Consider the following 20,502-nt stretch of genomic DNA (forward strand, 5'->3'; position numbering starts at 1 on the left):
CCGGCGCCTTTTTCAATGACGCGCCTGTGCGGGCGCGTCAACCGCGAGGCTGCTCTGCGCAATTTGCCGTGCAAGCTCGGCGACGCGCTCCACGGCGACGACATCGGGCGAGGCCAGCCAGCTCGCGGTGAAGGTCAGCGGCGCGATGGAAAGATCGGTGTCGAGCAGCTGCAGCCGTCCGTCGGCGAGCTCGTTCTCGACGATGGCGTCGGGGATCACGGCGATGCCAAGGCCCTCGACCGCCATGTGGATGACGGTCGCCAGCGAAGCGGACGCATGCAGGCGGATCGGCGGCAGCTCCGGCCGGTCGAACACCTCGCGCACGACCTCGTAGGGCTTGGTCTTGCGCGGGAAGGTGATGATCGGAAACCGCGCGAGGTCCGCCGGCGTCACCGGGCCCTTGCCGAGCCCGAGCGAGGGACTCGCGAGGAAGCCGATCGGATAATCGGCGAGCACGCGGTTGTGCACGCCGGAGGCGGACAGCGGTCCGACCACGAAGGCGAGCTCGATCTCCTGTGCGAGCAGGCGCGCGGTGAGGTTCGGCGTGATGTCGACCTCGATCTCCAGCGACAGGTTCGGATAGACCTCGTTGACGCTCTTGACGAGCCGCGGCAGCCAGGTGTGCACGATGGTCTCGGCGACGCCGAGCCGCATCACGCCACGCATCGCCGAAGCATCGCCGATCTCCGCCATCATCGCAGCGCGCAGGCCGATCAGCTTCTCCGCGTAGACCATCATCTGCCGGCCGCTCGGGGTCGGGGAGGCGATGCGATGGTCGCGGTTCAGGAGCTTCACGCCCATCTCGCGCTCGAGCTGGGCGATGCGCTGGGAGATCGCCGGCTGGGTGGTGTTGAGGCGTTGCGCGGCGCCACGAAAGCTGCCGAGCTTCACGACCCATAGGAATGTCTCGATCGACCTGAAGTCCAGCATTGGAAGGATTTTCCCAATCGATAAATCAGATTTATCGAGATTGATTAGAAACGAAGATTAGACTTTATAGCACGCTTGGTGTTGGCTTGTCTTTGTCGAGTTTATAGGCAGGTCGATCACATGACTGTTTTGGTGGCAGCGCAGCAAACTGAAACACCCGACGCCCTCCCGAGTCGCAAGGCCCGGCTCGCCTACCGCGAGGGGCTGGTCGCATCCACGGCCGGCGCCGCCCCCGGATATGTCCAGGGCAATCTGGCGATCCTGCCGGCGGAGTATGCCGGTGCCTTCCACCGCTTCTGCCAGCTCAATCCCAAGCCGTGCCCGATCATCGGCATGTCCGACGTCGGCAGCCCTTACATCCCCTCGCTCGGCGCCGATCTCGACATCCGCACCGACGTGCCGCGCTACCGCGTCTGGCGCGATGGCGAGGTCGTGGATGAGCCGACCGACGTGAAGGGCTACTGGCGCGACGATCTCGTCACCTTCGTGCTCGGCTGCTCGTTCTCGTTCGAGGAGGCGCTGCTCGAGGAGGGCATGCCGATCCGCCACATCGAGAACAACGTGCGCGTGCCGATGTACCGCACCAACATCGCCTGCGGTGTATCAGGTCCGTTCGCCGGTCCCATGGTGGTGTCGATGCGTCCGTTCAAGCCGGCCGATGCGATCCGCGCGGTGCAGATCACCTCGCGCTATCCCGCCGTGCACGGCGCGCCCGTGCATCTCGGCCATCCGCATCTGATCGGCATCAAGGATATCGCCAAGCCCGACTACGGCGATCCGGTGCCGGTCGCCGATGACGAGATCCCGGTGTTCTGGGCCTGCGGGGTGACGCCGCAATCGGTCATCAACGCCGCGAAACTGCCGTTCGCGATCACGCATTCGCCCGGCCTGATGCTGGTGACCGATCTCAAGAACAGAAGCATGGCCGTGATTTAGTGGGCAGCGTCTGCTGCTTCTTCAGGCTTTACCGCATCCACCAATCGCTTCATTCGATCAGCCGAAATTCAGTAACAGGGGACTTTGCCATGACGATCACTCGCCGCGACGTGTTGTTGGGGGCCACCGCCACTGCCGCCCTCGTGCCGCTGGCAGCGCGCGCGCAGAGCTCGGAAGTCGTGATCGGCGTGATCTATCCGTTCTCCGGCGGCAGCGCGCAGCAGGGCGTCGACGCGCAGAAGGCCTATGAGACCGCGCTCGAAGTCATCAACAAGGACAGCGATTTCGACCTGCCGCTGGCGAAGGGCGAAGGCCTGCCGGGCCTCGGTGGCGCCAAGATCCGCCTCGTGTTCGCCGACCACCAGGCCGATCCGCAGAAGGGCCGCGCCGAGGCCGAGCGCCTGATCACGCAGGAGAAGGTCTGCGCCGTCATCGGCACTTACCAGAGCGCGGTGGCCGTCACCGTCAGCCAGATCTGCGAGCGCTATCAGGTCCCGTTCCTGTCCGCCGACAATTCCTCGCCGAGCCTGCACCGCCGCGGCCTGAAATATTACTTCCGCGCCTCGCCGCACGACGAGATGTACTCGGCTGCGATGTTCGACTTCTTCGACGCCATGAAGAAGAAGGGCACCAAGATCGAGACGCTGTCGCTGTTCCACGAGGACACCATCTTCGGCACCGATTCCGGCAATGCCCAGACCAAGATCGCCGGCGAGCGCGCCTATAAGATCGTCACCGACATCAAGTATCGCGCCAACTCGCCCTCGCTCTCTGCCGAGGTGCAGCAGCTCAAGACCGCCAATGCCGACGTGCTGATGCCGTCGAGCTACACCACCGACGGCATCCTCCTGGTCAAGACCATGGCCGAGCTCGGCTACAAGCCGAATGCGATCGTGGCGCAGGACGCCGGCTTCTCCGAGAAGGCGCTCTACGATGCCGTCGGCGACAAGCTCGAAGGCGTGATCTCGCGCGGCACCTTCTCGCTCGACCTCGCGCAGAAGCGGCCGATGGTCGGCAAGATCAACGAGATGTTCAAGGCCAGGTCCGGCAAGGATTTCAACGACCTCACCTCGCGGCAGTTCATGGGCCTGATCATCCTCGCCGACGCCATCAGCCGCGCCAAGTCGACCGACGGCGAGAAGATCCGCGACGCGCTTGCCGCGACCGACATCCCGGGCGAAAAGACCATCATGCCCTGGAAGCGCGTCAAGTTCGACGACATGGGCCAGAACAACGACGCCGATCCGGTGCTGCTGCAATATGTCGGCGGCAAGTTCGTCACCATCTTCCCGCCGCAGGCCGCGATCGCCGAGGCGATCTGGCCGATGAAGTAAGCGCTGCGGGGGCAGCGGAGCAGGCGCTGTGGGAAGCAAGCTGCTCCCACACCGTCATTGCGAGGAGCGAAGCGACGAAGCAATCCAGACTGCTTCCTTCGAAACATTTCTGGATTGCTTCGCTTCGCTCGCAATGACGAAGCCTGTCGTGACGTTTCGAACGGGGGACCAGAGTTGACAGCCCAAGCCATTATCCAGAGTCTCGCGAGCGGCCTTCTGATGGGCCTGCTCTACGGATTGATCGCGGTCGGCCTCGCGCTGATCTTCGGCCTGATGGACGTCACGAACTTCGCCCATGGCGAGTTCCTGATGATTGCGATGTATCTGTCCTTCTTCCTGTTCGCGTTCTTCGCGATTGATCCCTTGCTGTCGGCGCCGCTGGTCGCTGCGGCACTCTTCATATTCGGAGCGGTCGTCTACCTGCTCCTTGTACGCTTCGCCATGCGGGCCAAGGCCAACGCCGGCATGGTGCAGATCTTCACCACCTTCGGCCTCGCCATCGTCATGCGCGGCCTTGCGCAGTATTTCTTCACGCCGGACTATCGCAGCATCCCACAATCCTGGCTCGGCGGCAAAACCATCTCGGTCGGCGGAATCTTCCTGCCGGAGCCGCAACTGGTCGGCGCGCTGGTCTCGATCGCCGCTTTTGCAGGTCTCTACTTCTTCATCCACCGAACCGATTTCGGCCGCGCCATCGAAGCGACCCGCGAGGATCCCGGTGCAGTCGCGCTCGTCGGCATCGACAAGAACCGCGTGTTTGCATTCGGCTGGGGGCTCGGCGCCGCGCTGGTCGGTCTCGCCGGCGCGATCATGGCGGTGTTCTTCTACATCTATCCCGACGTCGGCGCCTCCTTTGCGCTGATCGCCTATGTCACGGTGGCGCTCGGCGGCTTCGGCAGCGTGTTCGGCGCCTTCGCCGGTGGCATCATCGTCGGTCTCGTCGAAGCGGTCACCGCGCTGGTGCTGCCGCCGTCGCTGAAATCGGTCGGCATCTACTCGGTCTATCTGCTGGTCGTCTTCATCCGGCCGCGCGGCCTGTTTGGATCGATGTGATGGACAAGGATTTTGCAGCGCGGCGCCGCCGCGACCTCATCATCGCCGCAGCGCTCGCTACCATTGCCGCGCTGACGCCGTTGTTCGTGAAGGACGTCGTCGTCCAGAACATCCTGATCCTGACACTGATGTATGCGGGATTGTCGCAGAGCTGGAATATCCTGTCCGGCTATTGCGGGCAGATCTCGCTCGGCCACGCGCTGTATTTCGGTCTCGGGGCCTACACCACCGAGCTGCTGTTCACGAAGTTCGGCGTGCTGCCTTGGTTCGGCATGCTGGCGGGCGGAGTGGTGTCGGCGCTGATCGCGATGGGGCTCGGCTATCCCTTCTTCCGCCTGCGCGGCCATTACTTCGTGATTGCCACCATCGTCATCGCCGAGATCGGCTTGCTTTTGTTCCACAACTGGGAATGGGCCGGTGCCGCGATGGGTATCACCATTCCGATCCGCGGCGACAGCTGGCTGAAATTCCAGTTTCTGCGCACCAAGCTGCCCTACTTCTATTTCGCGCTGGCGCTGTGCTGCCTCGCCTGGTTCGTGACATGGTGGCTGGAAAACTCCAAGTGGGGATTTTGGTGGCGTGCCGTCAAGGACAACCCGGAGGCGGCCGAGAGCCTCGGTGTCGACGTGTTCAATTCCAAGATGGGTGCGGCCGCGGTCTCCGCCTTCCTTGTCGCCGTGGGCGGCAGCTTCTACGCCCAGTTCGTCTCCTACATCGATCCGGAAAGCGTCATGGGCTTTCAGTTCTCGCTGCTGATGGCGCTACCGGCCGTGCTCGGCGGCATCGGCACCCTGTGGGGGCCGGTGTTAGGGGCGGCCATCCTGATCCCGCTGACTGAGCTGACGCGCTTCAAGTTCGGCGGCTCGGGGCGGGGTGTCGACCTCATTGTCTACGGCACGCTGATCGTTCTGATCTCGCTGGCCCTGCCGCGCGGCCTGCTGAGCCTGTTTTCACGCCCGAAGAAGACGGGAGCTGCCCGATGAGCGCGCTGCTCGAAACCCGCGGCGTCTGGCAGCGCTTCGGCGGCCTCGTCGCCAACAGCGACGTCTCGATCTCGGTCGGCCGCGGCGAGATCGTCGGCCTGATCGGCCCGAACGGCGCCGGCAAGTCGACGCTGTTCAATCTGATCGCCGGCGTGCTGCCGCCGACGCAAGGCTCGATTTGGTTCGACGGCGAGGACGTCACCCGCATGCCGGCGGCGATGCGCTGCCAGCGCGGGGTAGGACGCACCTTCCAGGTGGTCAAGAGCTTCGAGACCATGACTGTCATCGACAACGTCATCGTCGGTGCACTCGTGCGCAACACCGTGATGCGCGAGGCCCGCCGCAAGGCGCATGAGGTGCTGGAGTTCACCGGCCTTGCCGCGCGCGCCGACGTGCTCGCCAGCGACCTCGTACCGGCCGAGAAGCGCCGCCTCGAAGTCGCGCGGGCGCTTGCGACCGAGCCGAAGCTGCTGCTGCTCGACGAAGTCCTCACCGGCCTGACGCCGACCGAGGCGCAGACCGGCGTTGCCCTGGTGCGCAAGGTGCGCGATGCCGGTATCACCGTGCTGATGGTGGAGCACGTCATGGAGATCGTGATGCCGCTGGTGGACCGCGCCATCGTGCTCGACCTCGGCAAGGTGCTGGTCGAGGGCAAGCCCGCCGACGTCGTGCGCGATCCCAAGGTGATCAAGGCATATCTGGGAGATCGTCATGCTGTCGGTGCGTGAAGTCACCACCGCCTATCAGGGGCTGGTCGCCATCTCCGCGGTCTCGATCGAGGTCCAGAAGGGCGAGATCGTCTGCGTTGCCGGCGCCAACGGCGCAGGCAAGTCGACGCTGCTGAAATCCATCGCCGGCGCCGAGCGTCCGCGTTCCGGCACGGTGACGTTCGACGGCAAGCGCCTCGACGGCATGGCGCAGCATCACATCACGGCCACCGGCATCGCCTATGTGCCGGAAAACCGCCGTTTGTTTCCGCGTCTGTCGGTGCGCGACAACCTTCGCCTCGGCAGCTATCTCTACAGGGGCGAAGCGAACCGCGAAGAGCCGCTCGATCTCGTCTTCAAGCTCTTCCCGCGCCTTCAGGAGCGCCTGGAGCAGCGCGCCGAGACGCTCTCCGGCGGCGAGCAGCAGATGCTCGCCATCGGCCGCGCGCTGATGACGCGTCCGCGGCTGTTGATGCTGGACGAGCCCTCGCAGGGCATCATGCCGAAGCTGGTCGACGAAATTTTCCAGGCGGTGAAGCTCATCCGTGACTCCGGCATGACCGTCCTCATCGTCGAGCAGCGCATGGCCGAATGCCTGGAGATCGCCGACCGCGCCTACATCCTGCAGACCGGCCGTGTGCTGATGCAGGGCGCAGCCAGCGAGATCAAGGGCAATCCGGATGTGCGGAAGGCATATCTGGGGCTGTAGCCGAATAGTATCGGGCACGCCCGCGCAACATACCCGGTGTCATCGCCCGACTTGATCGGGCGATCCAGTACTCCGAGACGTCAGAGATATGCGGAGAAGCCGCGGCGTACTGGATTCCCCGCTTTCGCGGGGAATGACAGCGGTGGTGAGGCGACGCTCGTCCACCCCTTACCGCAAGTCGCTAATACTCGTGCCCGTGCTCCGGCAACGTCACCCCGAACACCTGCACCAGATCCTTCACCTGCTCCGGCGACAGGTAACGTGGGTTCATCCCGCGCAGCAGCAGGTACAGCTTCGCCGTCTCCTCCAGCTCTTCCGTCGCGAACACCGCCGCTTCCAGCGTGTCGCCGGCGACGACCGGGCCGTGATTGGCGAGCAGCACGGATGAGTACTTCCCAGCCAGCCCCTTGATCGCATCTGCGACCGCGGGATCGCCAGGGCGGTAATAGGGCACGAGCGCGGTGGCGCCGCATTTCATCAAATAATAGGCCGTCATCGGCGGCAGCGCGGCGCGCGGATCGATCTCGGGCAGCATCGACAGCGCCACCGAATGCGTGGAGTGCAGATGCACGATGGCCCGCGCGCTGCCGCGCGTGTCGTAGAGCGCATTGTGCAGCGGAACTTCCTTGGTCGGGGCATCGCCCGAAACCAGCCGGCCCTGCTGGTCCAGCCGTGATAGTCTTGCGGGATCGAGGAAGCCGAGCGAGGCGTTGGTCGGCGTCACCAGCCAGCCGCCATCGTCCATCTTGACGCTGATATTGCCGGAGGAGCCCGGCGTCAGCCCGCGCTCGAACAGGGACCGTCCGAAGCGGCAGATGTCCTCGCGCAGCAATGTCTCATTGCTCATGGCCGTCATGCCTGCTTGTCTCACGCTTTGGCAGCGCGGCCAAGCCGTGTTATTCGGTTGCCAAGCTGCCGCAAAGGGCGGCCATCCGGGAAACGCTCGCAAGGGTCAGTTGCATATGTCCGCCTCCACCTCACAAAATCAGCGTATTGCCGTCGTCGGGCTCGGCTCGATGGGATTTGGCATGGCGACCTCGCTCAAGAGCGCCGGCCATGCCGTGACCGGCTGCGACGTCTCGGCGGATGCCGTCGCGCGCTTCGTGAAGGACGGCGGCGCGGGGGCCAAGACGCCGGCCGAAGCGGCCAAGGACGCAGACATCGTCGTCAGCGTGGTGGTCAATGCCGCGCAGACCGAAACCATCCTGTTCGGCAAGGATGGCGCCGCCGAGACCATGCCCAAGGACAGCGTGTTCGTCTCCTCGGCGACGATGGATCCCGACGTGGCGCGCCGTCTTGCCAAGCAGCTGGAGGCGACCGGCCGGCACTATCTGGATGCGCCGATCTCCGGCGGGGCGCAGCGCGCCGCGCAAGGCGAATTGACGATTCTTGCCTCGGGCAGCTCGGCCGCTTTTGTCAAGGCGCGGCCGGCGCTCGATGCCATGGCTGCAAAGCTCTACGAGCTCGGCGATGCCGCCGGGCAGGGCGCTGCGTTCAAGATGATCAATCAGCTGCTCGCCGGCGTTCACATCGCCGCCGCCAGCGAAGCCATGGCGTTCGCAGCCAAGCAGGGCCTCGACATCCGCAAGGTCTACGAGGTGATCACGGCCTCGGCCGGTAATTCCTGGATGTTCGAGAACCGCATGCCGCATGTGCTCGACGGTGACTACACGCCGCGAAGCGCGGTGGAGATCTTCGTCAAGGACCTCGGCATCATCCAGGACATGGCGCGCACGGCCCGATTCCCCGTGCCGGTCTCCGCCGCCGCGCTCCAGATGTTCCTGATGACATCGGCCGCCGGCATGGGCCGCGACGACGACGCATCGGTCGCGCGCATGTATGCGCAGGTCACCGGCGTCAAGCTGCCCGGCGACAAGTAACAGAGGATCTCCAATGCCCCGTTTCGCCGCCAATCTCTCGATGATGTTCACCGAGGTGCCGTTCCTCGACCGCTTCGATGCCGCCGCGCAAGCGGGCTTCACCGCGGTGGAATTCCTGTTTCCGTACGAGCATCCCGCCGAGGCCGTCGGCGAACGGCTCAAGCGCAACGGCCTGACCCAGGCGCTGTTCAACCTGCCGCCGGGCGACTGGAACGCCGGCGAGAAGGGCTTTGCGGCGCTGCCATCGCGCTTTTCCGATCTCAAGGCGAGCCTGGAGACGGCGCTGCCTTATGCCAAGGCGACGGGCGTCAAGCGCCTGCACCTGATGGCCGGCATCGCCAATCGCGGCGAGCGCGTCGCGATCGAGGCCTTCTACAAATCGGTGGCCTGGGCCGCCGAGTTCTTCGCGCCGCACGGCATCGACATCGTGATCGAGCCGATCAATGCGCGCAACGTGCCCGGCTACTTCCTCAACGATTTCGGCTTTGCGCGGGATCTGATCCAGGAGCTGAGGCTTGCGAACCTGAAGCTCCAGTTCGACATCTATCACTGCCAGATCATCCATGGCGACGTCACCATGCGGCTGCGCGAGATGATGCCGATCATCGGCCACATCCAGATCGCGAGCATTCCCTCGCGCAACGAGCCCGATGGCGAGGAGCTGAACTATCCGTTCCTGTTCGATGAGCTCGACCGGCTCGGCTATGCCGGCTTTGTCGGCTGCGAATACAATCCGCGCGGCAAGACCACCGATGGCCTCGCCTGGTTCAAGCCCTATGCGGGAGTGAAGCCGTGACCCCAGCGTTAGGCTGCATCGCCGACGATTACACCGGCGCCTCCGATCTCGCCAACACGCTGACGCGCGCCGGCCTGCGCACCGTCCAGACCATCGGCATCCCTGCCGACGATCTGATGCTGCCCGAGGTCGATGCCGTCGTGGTGTCGCTGAAGAGCCGCTCGATCGAGGCCGGCCTTGCCGTGTCGCGCTCGCGCGCGGCGGACAAATGGCTGCGCGGCCGCGGCGTGGGCCACGTGCTGTTCAAGATCTGCTCGACCTTCGATTCCACCGACGCCGGCAATATCGGCCCGGTCATGGATGCGCTGCGCGCCGATTGCGGCGAGGGAGCCGTGCTGGTGACGCCTGCCTTTCCGGAGACCGGGCGCACCGTCTATCAGGGCAATCTGTTCGTCGGCGCCGTGCCGCTCAGCGAGAGCCCGCTGAAGGACCATCCGCTCAACCCGATGCATGATTCCAACCTGGTGCGCGTGCTGGCGCGCCAGAGCAGCACGCAGATCGGCCTCGTCGATCTCGCCACCGTCGCGCGCGGCGCGGAGGCCGTGCGGGCACGGCTGGCTGAGCTCGCCGCCAGAGGCATCGGTGCTGCGATCATCGACGCCGTATTCGACCGCGACCTCGAGACCATCGGTCTCGTCGCCGCTGAACATCTTCTGTCGGTCGGCGCGTCCGGCATGGGCCTCGGGCTTGCGCGCGCGCTGGTGTCGACGGGCAAGGTGAAGCCGGCGCCGAGCGGCGAAACCGGCGCGGCCGTCGGCGGCCTGGCGGCATGCCTTGCCGGCAGCTGCTCGCAGGCGACGCTTCAGCAGATCGCCAGCGCCGAACGCATCATGCCGGTGCTTCATCTCGATCCGGAGCGGATCGTCGCGGGCGCCGCTGAAGCGCAGCGTGCGCTGGACTGGGCGAGGCCGCGGCTTGCGGAAGGTCCGGTGCTGATCGCTTCGAGCGCGACGCCGGACGCCGTTGCGGCCGTGCAGGCACGCCATGGCCGCGATGCCGCAGGCCACGCCATCGAGCAGGCCATGGCCGGCATCGCCGAGGGTCTGGTGCAGGCCGGCGTCCGTCGCTTGATCGTCGCCGGTGGCGAGACATCCGGCGCCGTGGTCGATCGGTTGAAAATTCCTGGATTTCTCGTAGGAGTAGAAATCGCGGCGGGAGTCCCGGTGCTGCGCGCGGTCGGTGCAAGCTCCGGCGAGATGTTGCTCGCTTTGAAATCTGGAAACTTTGGCGGTCCGGACTTCTTCTCCGACGCGCTTAGGCTCATGCGCTGAGCGCAGAGCCTCCTTAGTCCATCGTTCATTTCTTTCGGCTTCGGTACTCGTACGGAGCCGCAGTTAACATTTGCGCAGGTGCTCTGCGCTCAGATGTCGCCGCAGCTCCTCTTTGGTCGATTCTTAGAGCTTCGACGCGCATCCGCGCCAGCACAACGAGATCCGATTATGTTCGCCAACATTTCCATCCGCGCCAAGATCATCAGTGTCGTGGCATTCCTGCTCGTCGCGATGGCCGGCATGGGCCTGCTCGCCATCATGAAAATGCGGTCGATGAACGCCAACACGGTCGACATCACGATGAATTGGATGCCCAGCGTGCGGGTGCTGGGCGAGCTTCGGGCGAGCGTCATCACCTATCGCAACGTGGTCCGCCAGCACATGCTTTCCGACACGCTGGACGAGAAGCTCGCCAACGAAAAGACGGCCGTGACGGTGCTCGAGGCGCTTGCCAAATACCGCAGCCGCTACGAGCCGATGATCACCTCGCCGGAGGAGAGGGCGCTCTACACCCAATGGGCAAAGCTCTGGGACGATTACAAGAGGGGCACCGAAGAGGTGATGGCGCTCTCGCGCAAGGAAGCCGGCAAAATCCCACACGAGGCCCGGGAGCTGAATACGAAGACCGTCAACAAGCTCGGTCTTCAGGCAGACGAGGTCCTGACCAAGGACATCGAGCTCAACACCAAAGGCGGAGAACAGGCCGCCCAGGACGCCGCCGACAGTTACGCCTACGCCTTCATGCTGGTCTCGGCCATTCTCGGCGCTGCTATCGTCATCGGCATCGCCGTCAGCTTCTATCTCGTCCGCGACGTCTCTAGCGGCATCAACTCGATCACCCTGCCGATGCAGGCCCTGGGCCGAGGCGACCTCTCCGCCGAAGTCCCGCATCGCGGCGAGAAGACCGAGATCGGCGCCATGGCCGACGTGCTCCAGATCTTCAAGGAGGCGTTGATCGCCAAGAAGGCCGCCGACGAAGCCGCCGCGGCCGACGCCGAAGCCAAGATCGAGCGCGGCCGCCGCGTCGACGACATCACCCGCGAATTCGAAACGATGATCGGCGAGATCGTCCAGACCGTGTCATCGGCCTCGACCCAGTTAGAGGCCTCCGCCTCGACCTTGACCGCGACCGCCGACCGCTCGCAGCGGCTGGCGACCACGGTGGCCGGCGCTTCGGAGGAAGCCTCCACCAACGTGCAGTCGGTGGCCTCGGCGACCGAGGAGATGGCCTCGTCGGTCGGCGAGATCAGCCGCCAGGTGCAGGAATCGGCGCGGATGGCGGGCGATGCAGTCGGTCAGGCCCGTGCCACCACCGAGCGCGTCAGCGAATTGTCCAAGGCCGCCGCGCGCATCGGCGACGTCGTCGAGTTGATCAACACCATCGCCGGCCAGACCAACCTGCTGGCGCTGAACGCCACCATCGAGGCGGCGCGCGCCGGCGAAGCCGGCCGCGGTTTTGCCGTCGTCGCCTCCGAGGTGAAGGCGCTCGCCGAGCAGACCGCGAAGGCGACCGGCGAGATCGGCCAGCAGATCTCCGGTATCCAGGCGGCGACCAACGATTCCGTCGGCGCCATCAAGGAGATCTCCTCGACCATCGAGCGCTTGTCGGAGATCTCGTCGGCCATCGCCGCTGCGGTGGAAGAGCAGGGCGCCGCGACGCAGGAGATCGCCCGCAACGTTCAGCAGGCGGCGCAGGGCACCCAGCAGGTGTCGTCCAACATCACGGACGTGCAGCGCGGCGCGACCGAGACCGGCACGGCCTCCTCGCAGGTGCTGTCCGCGGCGCAGATGCTGTCGAATGATTCGGGCCGGCTGAAGAACGAGGTCAGCAAGTTCCTGACCAACGTCCGCGCCGCGTAGACAGACGTGGGTTCCACAAGCAAGGGCGGCGCCATCGGCGCCGCTCATAGTTTTCCTGCGCGCGTTGCGCTGTCGATATGCCCGTAGAATTGCGACGTACTCTTCAGCGAAAGCTCCGTACTACTGCGTAGCGTCGTTAAACCTAACAATCCTGAGCGACGGTAAGATCGTGGCGGAAGTCGTAGCACGATCGGAGCCGGTCCGGACCAGCAACTCCCGACCGTCAGCATTGGGGAGGATTTAATGTCTTGGATCAACAACCTTCGTATTTCCATTAAGGTTTCCGCCGTATTCGCGGCGATCTGTCTCGTCGTCGCCGGCAGCACCGCAGCCATCTACAACTCGCTGAGCGTAATGAATTCCACGGCGAAGATGACAGTGCATACCTATCAGGTGCTGGAGCAGCTTTCCGAGCTTGTCGGTGCGATGGTCAATCAGGAAACCGGCGTTCGCGGCTATCTCGTGTCTGGCGATGCCGGCTTTCTCGCTCCTTACGAAGCTGGGCTGAAACAATTTCAGACTGCGGCGGCCAAAGTCGGCAGCCTGACCTCGGACAACGCCACGCAGCAGAAGCGACTCGAGCAGGTCAAGGCGCTTGCCAACGACTGGGCAACCAACGTCGCGCAGCGCGAAATCGCGCTGATGAAGGATCCGGCAACCCAGGCGAAGGCGCGTGAGCTCGAGGCTTCCGGAGCCGGCAAGAAGTCGATGGATGGCCTCCGCGCCGTCGTCCAGGAAATGGACAGGGAAGAGCGGTCGCTGTTGTCAGTGCGGGCGGCTGCCTCTGACGCCGCCTCGTCCAGCGCCACCATGGCCATGCTGATCGGAGGCCTCGTCACCCTGCTGCTCTCGCTCGTGGGCGCCTTCGGCGTCGCCTTCGCGGTCACCCGCCCGATCCAGCGCATCACGACCGAGATGGGTGTTCTCGCGAATGGGGACACCTCGGTGATCGTATCGGGTATCGAACGCAAGGACGAGATCGGTGAGATGGCTCAGGCGGTCCAGGTGTTCAAGACCAATGCCATCGAGGTCGAGCGGCTGAAGGCGGAACAGGCTGAAACCGAGCGTCGCAATGCCGAGCAGCGCAAACGCGACATGGTCAGGCTCGCCGACGACTTCGAGAGCGCCGTCGGCCAGATCATCGGAACAGTGTCGTCGGCATCGACCCAGCTGGAAGCATCGGCCACCACCCTCACAGGTACGGCCGAGCGGTCCCAGAAGCTGGCGACCACGGTGGCCGGCGCTTCGGAGGAAGCCTCCACCAACGTGCAATCGGTGGCCTCGGCGACCGAGGAGATGGCCTCGTCGGTCGGCGAGATCAGCCGCCAGGTGCAGGAATCGGCGCGGATGGCGGGCGATGCAGTCGGTCAGGCCCGTGCCACCACCGAGCGCGTCAGCGAATTGTCCAAGGCCGCCGCGCGCATCGGCGACGTCGTCGAGCTGATCAACACCATCGCCGGCCAGACCAACCTGCTGGCGCTGAACGCCACCATCGAGGCGGCGCGCGCCGGCGAAGCCGGCCGCGGTTTTGCCGTCGTCGCCTCCGAGGTGAAGGCGCTCGCCGAGCAGACCGCGAAGGCGACCGGCGAGATCGGCCAGCAGATCTCCGGTATCCAGGCGGCGACCAACGATTCCGTCGGCGCCATCAAGGAGATCTCCTCGACCATCGAGCGCCTGTCGGAGATCTCGTCGGCCATCGCCGCTGCGGTGGAAGAGCAGGGCGCCGCGACGCAGGAGATCGCCCGCAACGTTCAGCAGGCGGCGCATGGCACCCAGCAGGTGTCGTCCAACATCACCGACGTGCAGCGCGGCGCAACCGAGACCGGCACGGCCTCCTCGCAGGTGCTGTCGGCGGCGCAGATGTTGTCGAACGATTCGAGCCGGCTGAAGAGCGAGGTCAGCAAGTTCCTGACCAACGTCCGCGCCGCGTAAGGCGCGGCCGAAGGATAGATCAAACCGGGAGCGGCGCCAAAAGCGCCGCTCTTTTTTTTCTGCGTAGCGTGATGTCGTCTGGCGGTAGGATCATGGGGAGCCGACCGTAAACATACGGGGCGCCCGTTTCATGGATAGTTAAATTCGATTCACGAGAATCGGCGGAAGGCGCCTCGAGCAGCGGCCGTCCTGTCTTGGAATGAACGCATACCGCATTGTTTGGGGGCTCTGATGCGCAAAAATCTTCCCGTCACCACCGTTGAATATCCGGTCAGTGATGAGACGTTGATCGTTTCGCGGACCGACCTGAAGGGCAAGCTCGCCTACTTCAACGAGGACTTCCTCGCTGCCGCCGGATTCACGTCGGCGGAACTGATGGGCCAGCCGCACAACATCGTCCGCCACCCCGACATGCCGCCGGAGGCATTCGACAATCTCTGGGACACGCTGAAGGCCGGCAAGCCCTGGCTCGGCGCAGTCAAGAACCGACGCAAGAACGGCGACTTCTATTGGGTGCTGGCGACGGCTTCTCCGATCCGCGAGAACGGCGAGGTCAAGGGCTATACGTCGATCCGCACCAAGCTGCCGGCCGACCAGCGCAAGCTCGCCGAAGAGGTCTATGCCGCCATCCGCGAGAAGAAGCCGCATGGCTATCGCATCGACGCCGGCATCATCCGCCGCCGCTCCTGGCTCGACCACTTCAGCATCTTTACCGGGACGCTGAAGGCGCGCCTGATCACGATGATGGTGCTGCAGTCGCTGTTCATGCTCGCGCTCGGCATCGGTGGCGCGGTCGCCACCGGCGGTTCGACCAGCCTGATCCTGTCGCTGCTGGCTGTCGCCGGTGCGGCTATCGTCGGCTTCGCAGGCCTTGCGACCATGCGTGCTATTCAGGGACCGATGCGGCAGCTCAACGACACGCTGGTCAACCTCGTGCAGGACAAGCTTGACAATCGCATCGTGATCGAGCGCGACGACGAGATCGGCGAGGCGCTGCGCAACCTTCAGACCGTGCAGACCATCGTCCGTTTCAGCCGCGACGAGGTGCAGGCGGTGCAGCGCCGCGCCGAGGCGCAGCGCAAGGCCGACATGACCAAGCTTGCCGACGGTTTCGAGGCGGCGATCGGGGAAATCGTCGAGACCGTATCGGCCGCCGCGACCGAGCTTGAGGCATCGGCCTCGACCCTGTCCTCGACCGCGGGCCGGGCGCAGGAGCTGGCCACGGTAGTTGCGTCCGGCTCGGAGGCCGCCTCCAGCAATGTCCATTCGGTGGCTTCGGCTGCCGAGGAGATGTCGTCCTCGGTGCGCGAGATCGGGCGGCAGGTGCAGGATTCCTCCCGGATCGCGAGCGAGGCGGTCAGCCAGGCGCATGCCACCACCGAGCGTGTCAGCGAGCTGTCGCGGGCTGCGGCGCGGATCGGCGATGTCGTCGAGCTCATCAATGCGATTGCCGGCCAGACCAACCTGCTGGCACTCAACGCTACCATCGAGGCGGCGCGGGCTGGCGAAGCCGGCCGCGGCTTCGCGGTGGTGGCCTCCGAGGTCAAGGCGCTCGCCGAGCAGACGGCCAAGGCCACCGGCGAGATCGGCCAGCAGGTCGGCGGCATCCAGGCGGCGACGCAGGATTCGGTCAGCGCCATCGGGGAGATCAGCGGCACCATCGCGCGTCTGTCGGAGATCGCTTCGGCCATCGCGACGGCCGTGCAGCAGCAGGGCGCAGCGACCCAGGAGATCGCCCGCAACGTGCAGCAGGCCGCCCTGGGCACCCAGCAGGTCTCGTCCAACGTCGGCGACGTGCAGCGCGGCGCCTCGGAGACGGGATCAGCGTCCACGCAGGTGCTGTCGGCGGCCCAGATGCTGTCCCGCGATTCCAACCGCCTCAAGCTCGAGGTCGGCAAGTTCCTGAACTCGGTTCGCGCCGCCTGACTCTCGACCGCGTCGGAAAAACAGGCGCCGAAGGGCTGAGATCTCGTAGGGTGGGCAAAGGCGCTCTTGCGCCGTGCCCACCATTCTTTCCGGATCACACGAAGGCCGTGGGCACGCTTCGCTTTGCCCACCCTACGAGATCACGCCACCCGCCACTCGGGCACGTTATCTTCTGCCATAGCGATTTCGGCGAGCGAGCCGACCGGGGTGCGATCCATGGCGAGCAGATGCGCCAGCGTCGCGCCGTCGCTCGCCGGGACCCGCGCCAGCGTGCGGCGATCGTCCTCTGTCCGCAGCATCACGACGCCATGCTCGATATTGCCGCCGCGGCCGTAAAGCACGGTGAAGCTCTCGACCTTGCCCTTGCCCGTGGTCTCCGTGACGAACTCCGGCACCGCGCGCTTGTTGCGGTCCGCCTCGGCCTGCACGCTCGTTTCCTGCACAAGCGCCTCGCGCGGCGCCGTCTTCGACACCACCAGCGCGTGGTGCTTGGTGACGAAGCCGCCCTGGCCATAGAGCAGGCCGAGCTTGGCGCCGTCGCGCAGTCGTCGCACCATCGCGCAGGCCGCGTGCGTCATATAGGTGTTGAGCGGCGCGCCGAAGAAGGTGAGGCCGCCGGTCACGGTCGGCTGCACGTCGGGGCCCAAGCCCAGCGTCCGCCGCGCCATCTTGGGCACGCAGGGGAAGCAGCTGTAGAGCTCGATCGCGTCGAAGGTCTTGCGGTCGCCGCCGGCGAGGTCCATCACGCTCTTGAGCACGGCATTCTGCGGGTGGCTCTCGTAAAACTGGTCGCGCATCAGATAGTCGCGCGGCTCTTCCGCCGAGGCACCGCCGAGCGGGTAGACCAGTTTGTCTTCGGCGATCCCGGCCGCGCGTGCCTTGGCGAGACTGGTGAGCAGCAGCGCACCGCCCATGTTGACGCTCGGATTGGCCACCATCAGCTTGTTGTAGGGCCAGGCGATCAGCCGGTTGTCTGCGGTCGGCGTCGTGATCTCCTCCGGCGCATAACGCCGCTTCAGCCAGGCGTATGGATTCTCCGCGGCGGCTTCCGAATAGCGCGACCACAGCGTGCCTGATTCCGCCATAGCTTCGCGCGGCGTCTGCCCCCAATGCGCCGAGGAGGCCGCCTCATAGAACGGATAGACGGTCACAGGCCGAAATACGCCGAGCTTCACTGCTAAGGGCTTCTGGAACGCCGCGCCGCGCTTGGGTTCCTCGACGTCATGGGCGAACGGCGTCCACGGCAGCTTGACGCCGGCGCGCTCCGCCTTGGTCGCGCTCGATTGCGCTTCCGCGCCGCACACCGCCGCCACGCTGCACTCGCCGCGCGCGATGCGCTTGGCCGCCTCGTGGATGTAGCGGATCGGGCTCTCGCCGCCGACTGGGCCGTAATAGCAATGCGCGGGCGAGATGCCGAGGCGCTGCGCCAGGAGCTGCTCCGGATCGCGATAGCGCCAGCTCAGGAAATTGACGACGTCGAGCGATTGCACCTCGCCGAGCAGCTTTGCGCCGGCGTCTTGTTCAGCCCGCCGCAGCGCCTGTTCGAGCAGGTCGAGCGGTTCGAGACCCTCGGCGATCTCCTTCGGGCGATCGGCGATCTCGCCGATGCCGACGATGACGGGGATGCGGTCTTCGGGGATATTGGTCATTTCTTCTTGCTTCAGTTCACGATGTCAGTTGTTCGTCATTGCGAGCGCAGCGAAGCAATCCAGGATCTTTCCGCGGAGGCAGTCTGGATTGCTTCGCTGCGCTCGCAATGACAAGTGGGATCGTCACTCCGCCACCAGCGCATTCATGTGCTCGACGGCTTCGGCGAAATCCTGCTTGAACTCCTGTACCACCGCACCCGCCGACTTGACGCTGTCGATCAGGCCGACGCCCTGGCCGACGAAATAGCTGACGAGATCGCGCGCCTTGGCGTTGCCGCTTGCGGCGGCTCGGTCGATCGAATGGAAGGCGTCGCGGCTAATGATGCTTTGCAACGGCATCGGCAGCGCGCCCGGGCTATCCGGCGCGCGGTCCCAGGCGTCGGTCCAGACTGAGCGGAGCTGCCGGGCCGGCTTGCCGGTGCGGCCCTTCGAGCGCACCGCATCGCGCGAGGATGCCGCGATCATCTTCTCGCGAAAGATCTCGCTTGTCTCGGACTCGACCGTGGCCAGCCACACCGAGCCGGTCCAGACGCCGGCCGCGCCCATCGCCATGCAGGCCGCCATCTGCCGTCCCGTCATGATGCCGCCGGCTGCCAGCACCGGCACGTCTCGGATAGTCTTGATCGCCTTGATCACCTCCGGCACCAGCACCATGGTCGAGACGTCGCCGCAATGGCCGCCGGCCTCGGTGCCCTGCACGACGAGAATATCGACGCCGGCCGCGACCTGGCGCAGCGCGTGCTCCTTGGCGCCGACCAGCGCTGCAACCGGCACGCCGTGCTTCTTGCCCATCTCGATCATCGCCTTCGGCGGCACGCCCAGCGCATTGGCGATCAGGCGGATCGGATGATTGAAGGAGACCTCGAGCAGCTGAAGCGCGGTCTTGCCGTCGAACGGCTGCGGCTGGTTGTCCGCGACCTCGGTGGTGGTCAGCTCGATGTCGTACTTCTTCAGGAGATCGCGCGTGTAGTTGCGGTGCTCCCGCGGCACGCGCGCTTCCAGGCTCTTCCAGGTGACGTCCTTCTCGCCGGCTGTCGAGATGTTTTCCGGGATGAGCACGTCGATGCCGTAAGGCTTGCCGTCGACGTGATCATCGATCCACGTCAGCTCACGCTCGAGCGTGTCCGGCGTATGCACGGTCGCGCCCAGCACGCCGAAGCCGCCGGCGCGGCTGACCGCGGCAACGACGTCGCGACAATGGCTGAAGGCGAGCAGCGGGAATTCGATCCCCAGCATGTCGCAGATCGGCGATTTCATGGCTCTCTCCCGGCGGCAGGCTTCGCATTCTCGTTGCTTTCGCTGGCAAAGCAAAGTGACGCTAGCCGATCGATGACATGCCGGATCTGGCGAGGCATCTTGTGTGCAGACGTCGCGCTCTATCCGCGGGCCGCAGGCCCTGCGGGCACCCGGGAATGACGGAGGGGAGGGGCTGCCATGACAAAACGCAGAGTTGTCCCATCCGGCAATGCATTGCGGCGCCCTTGTCATCGGCCGTTTGCGGGCTAATTAATGCAGACGCATCCTTTTTGCCCGGAGCCCCGCATGACCGACGCCCCTTACGTGCCGCCCAAAGTCTGGACCTGGAACAAGGAGAACGGCGGGCAATTCGCCAACATCAACCGCCCGATTGCCGGGCCCACCCACGACAAGGAGCTGCCAGTCGGCAAGCATCCGCTTCAGCTCTACTCGCTGGCGACGCCGAACGGGGTCAAGGTCACCGTGATGCTGGAGGAGCTCCTGGCGCTCGGCCACAAGGGCGCCGAATATGACGCCTGGCTGATCAAGATTGGCAATGGCGATCAGTTCGGCAGCGGCTTCGTCGACATCAATCCAAATTCCAAGATCCCGGCGCTGATGGATCGCTCCGGCCCCGAGCCTGTCCGGGTGTTCGAGTCAGGCTCGATCCTGCTCTACCTCGCCGAGAAGTTCGGCGCCTTCCTGCCGAAGGACGTCAAGGCCCGCACCGAGGCGATGTCCTGGCTGTTCTGGCAAATGGGCAGTGCGCCCTATCTCGGCGGCGGCTTCGGCCACTTCTACGCCTATGCGCCGACCAAGATCGAATACGCCATCGACCGTTTCGCAATGGAGACCAAGCGCCAGCTCGACGTGCTCGACCGGCGTCTCGCTGACAACGAATATCTCGCGGGCAAGGACTACACCATCGCCGACATGGCGGTGTGGCCCTGGTATGGCGCGCTCGCCAAGGGGCTCGTCTATGGCGCCGGCGAATTTCTGTCGGTGCAGGACTACAAGAACGTGCAGCGCTGGACCGACCAGATTGCGCAGCGCCCCGCCGTGAAGCGCGGCCGCATGGTCAACCGGGTCTCCGGCGATCCCGCCAGCCAGCTCCACGAGCGCCACGACGCGAGCGACTTCGAGACCAAGACCCAGGACAAGCTCGTGCCCGCAACGTAGCTGACGGGTTCATCACCTCTCCCCGCAAGCGGGGAGAGGTCGAATTCGATCGCAGATCGAATTCGGGTGAGGGGGTACAGGTCCCTCGACAGTCTCGCGCGTGGAGAAAGCCCCTCACCCC

General features: G+C 65.2%; 17 protein-coding genes. 13 read left to right on the plus strand and 4 right to left on the minus strand.

The window, feature by feature from the left end; genetic code table 11:
- Positions 1 to 12 precede the first annotated feature (12 nt).
- The gene (locus tag I6F16_RS11880) at positions 13 to 930 is read right to left on the minus strand and encodes a LysR family transcriptional regulator (protein ID WP_036004923.1); all 918 of its coding nucleotides are present in this window, start codon (positions 928 to 930) and stop codon (positions 13 to 15) included.
- A gap of 120 nt (positions 931 to 1,050) precedes the next feature.
- On the opposite strand from I6F16_RS11880, the gene I6F16_RS11885 reads away from it, so the two are divergent.
- From I6F16_RS11885 to I6F16_RS11910, 6 genes are all read left to right on the plus strand, one after another.
- Entirely contained in the window at positions 1,051 to 1,866 is an 816-nt protein-coding gene (locus I6F16_RS11885) for a putative hydro-lyase (RefSeq protein ID WP_225173718.1), read from the plus strand.
- An 89-nt stretch (positions 1,867 to 1,955) separates the two neighbouring features.
- Positions 1,956 to 3,200, plus strand: coding sequence for an ABC transporter substrate-binding protein (locus tag I6F16_RS11890; RefSeq protein ID WP_036004928.1), 1,245 nt, complete (start codon positions 1,956 to 1,958; stop codon positions 3,198 to 3,200).
- Positions 3,201 to 3,374: 174 nt separating this feature from the next.
- Positions 3,375 to 4,253 carry a branched-chain amino acid ABC transporter permease gene (locus tag I6F16_RS11895; RefSeq protein WP_036004931.1) on the plus strand — a complete coding sequence of 293 codons (879 nt, stop codon included), beginning with the start codon at positions 3,375 to 3,377 and terminating at the stop codon, positions 4,251 to 4,253.
- Positions 4,253 to 5,236, plus strand: coding sequence for a branched-chain amino acid ABC transporter permease (locus I6F16_RS11900; RefSeq protein WP_036004933.1), 984 nt, complete (start codon positions 4,253 to 4,255; stop codon positions 5,234 to 5,236). The genes I6F16_RS11895 and I6F16_RS11900 overlap by 1 nt, the downstream gene beginning before the upstream one ends.
- On the plus strand, positions 5,233 to 5,964 hold the full coding sequence (locus I6F16_RS11905; RefSeq protein WP_225114877.1) for an ABC transporter ATP-binding protein: 732 nt from the start codon (positions 5,233 to 5,235) through the stop codon (positions 5,962 to 5,964). The genes I6F16_RS11900 and I6F16_RS11905 overlap by 4 nt, the downstream gene beginning before the upstream one ends.
- A complete protein-coding gene (locus I6F16_RS11910; protein ID WP_036004938.1) occupies positions 5,948 to 6,652 on the plus strand; it encodes an ABC transporter ATP-binding protein in 705 nt (234 codons plus the stop codon). The genes I6F16_RS11905 and I6F16_RS11910 overlap by 17 nt, the downstream gene beginning before the upstream one ends.
- Before the next feature lie 181 nt (positions 6,653 to 6,833).
- Here I6F16_RS11910 and I6F16_RS11915 read toward each other — a convergent pair whose 3' ends face one another.
- Positions 6,834 to 7,508, minus strand: a complete 675-nt coding sequence (locus tag I6F16_RS11915) for an aldolase (RefSeq protein ID WP_225114878.1) — start codon at positions 7,506 to 7,508, stop codon at positions 6,834 to 6,836.
- Between the two features lie 106 nt (positions 7,509 to 7,614).
- Here I6F16_RS11915 and ltnD point away from each other — a divergent pair, with 106 nt between their 5' ends.
- The 6 genes from ltnD (at position 7,615) to I6F16_RS11945 (ending at position 16,317) form a co-directional block, all read left to right on the plus strand.
- Positions 7,615 to 8,532 carry an L-threonate dehydrogenase gene (ltnD, locus tag I6F16_RS11920; protein ID WP_225173719.1) on the plus strand — a complete coding sequence of 306 codons (918 nt, stop codon included), beginning with the start codon at positions 7,615 to 7,617 and terminating at the stop codon, positions 8,530 to 8,532.
- 13 nt (positions 8,533 to 8,545) lie between these two features.
- Positions 8,546 to 9,328 (plus strand): 2-oxo-tetronate isomerase, encoded by a 783-nt coding sequence (gene otnI / locus I6F16_RS11925; RefSeq protein ID WP_225114880.1) that lies wholly within the window; start codon positions 8,546 to 8,548, stop codon positions 9,326 to 9,328.
- The gene (otnK, locus tag I6F16_RS11930) at positions 9,325 to 10,599 is read left to right on the plus strand and encodes a 3-oxo-tetronate kinase (RefSeq protein ID WP_225114881.1); all 1,275 of its coding nucleotides are present in this window, start codon (positions 9,325 to 9,327) and stop codon (positions 10,597 to 10,599) included. The genes otnI and otnK overlap by 4 nt, the downstream gene beginning before the upstream one ends.
- A gap of 168 nt (positions 10,600 to 10,767) precedes the next feature.
- Complete coding sequence (locus I6F16_RS11935) at positions 10,768 to 12,459, plus strand: methyl-accepting chemotaxis protein (RefSeq protein ID WP_225114882.1); 1,692 nt, start codon at positions 10,768 to 10,770, stop codon at positions 12,457 to 12,459.
- 243 nt (positions 12,460 to 12,702) lie between these two features.
- On the plus strand, positions 12,703 to 14,391 hold the full coding sequence (locus I6F16_RS11940) for a CHASE3 domain-containing protein (protein WP_225114883.1): 1,689 nt from the start codon (positions 12,703 to 12,705) through the stop codon (positions 14,389 to 14,391).
- 231 nt (positions 14,392 to 14,622) lie between these two features.
- Positions 14,623 to 16,317, plus strand: a complete 1,695-nt coding sequence (locus I6F16_RS11945) for a methyl-accepting chemotaxis protein (protein ID WP_225114884.1) — start codon at positions 14,623 to 14,625, stop codon at positions 16,315 to 16,317.
- 140 nt (positions 16,318 to 16,457) lie between these two features.
- On the opposite strand, the gene I6F16_RS11950 is transcribed toward I6F16_RS11945, so the two are convergent.
- Positions 16,458 to 17,966, minus strand: a complete 1,509-nt coding sequence (locus I6F16_RS11950; RefSeq protein ID WP_225114885.1) for an acetyl-CoA acetyltransferase — start codon at positions 17,964 to 17,966, stop codon at positions 16,458 to 16,460.
- 123 nt (positions 17,967 to 18,089) lie between these two features.
- The gene (locus tag I6F16_RS11955) at positions 18,090 to 19,223 is read right to left on the minus strand and encodes a nitronate monooxygenase (protein WP_225114886.1); all 1,134 of its coding nucleotides are present in this window, start codon (positions 19,221 to 19,223) and stop codon (positions 18,090 to 18,092) included.
- A 285-nt stretch (positions 19,224 to 19,508) separates the two neighbouring features.
- Here I6F16_RS11955 and yghU point away from each other — a divergent pair, with 285 nt between their 5' ends.
- Positions 19,509 to 20,381: a glutathione-dependent disulfide-bond oxidoreductase gene (gene yghU / locus I6F16_RS11960; protein WP_225114887.1), complete on the plus strand. Its 873-nt coding sequence runs from the start codon at positions 19,509 to 19,511 to the stop codon at positions 20,379 to 20,381.
- Positions 20,382 to 20,502: the final 121 nt, after the last annotated feature.

The organism is Bradyrhizobium sp. IC4060 (assembly GCF_020193715.1).
Classification (GTDB): domain Bacteria; phylum Pseudomonadota; class Alphaproteobacteria; order Rhizobiales; family Xanthobacteraceae; genus Bradyrhizobium; species Bradyrhizobium yuanmingense.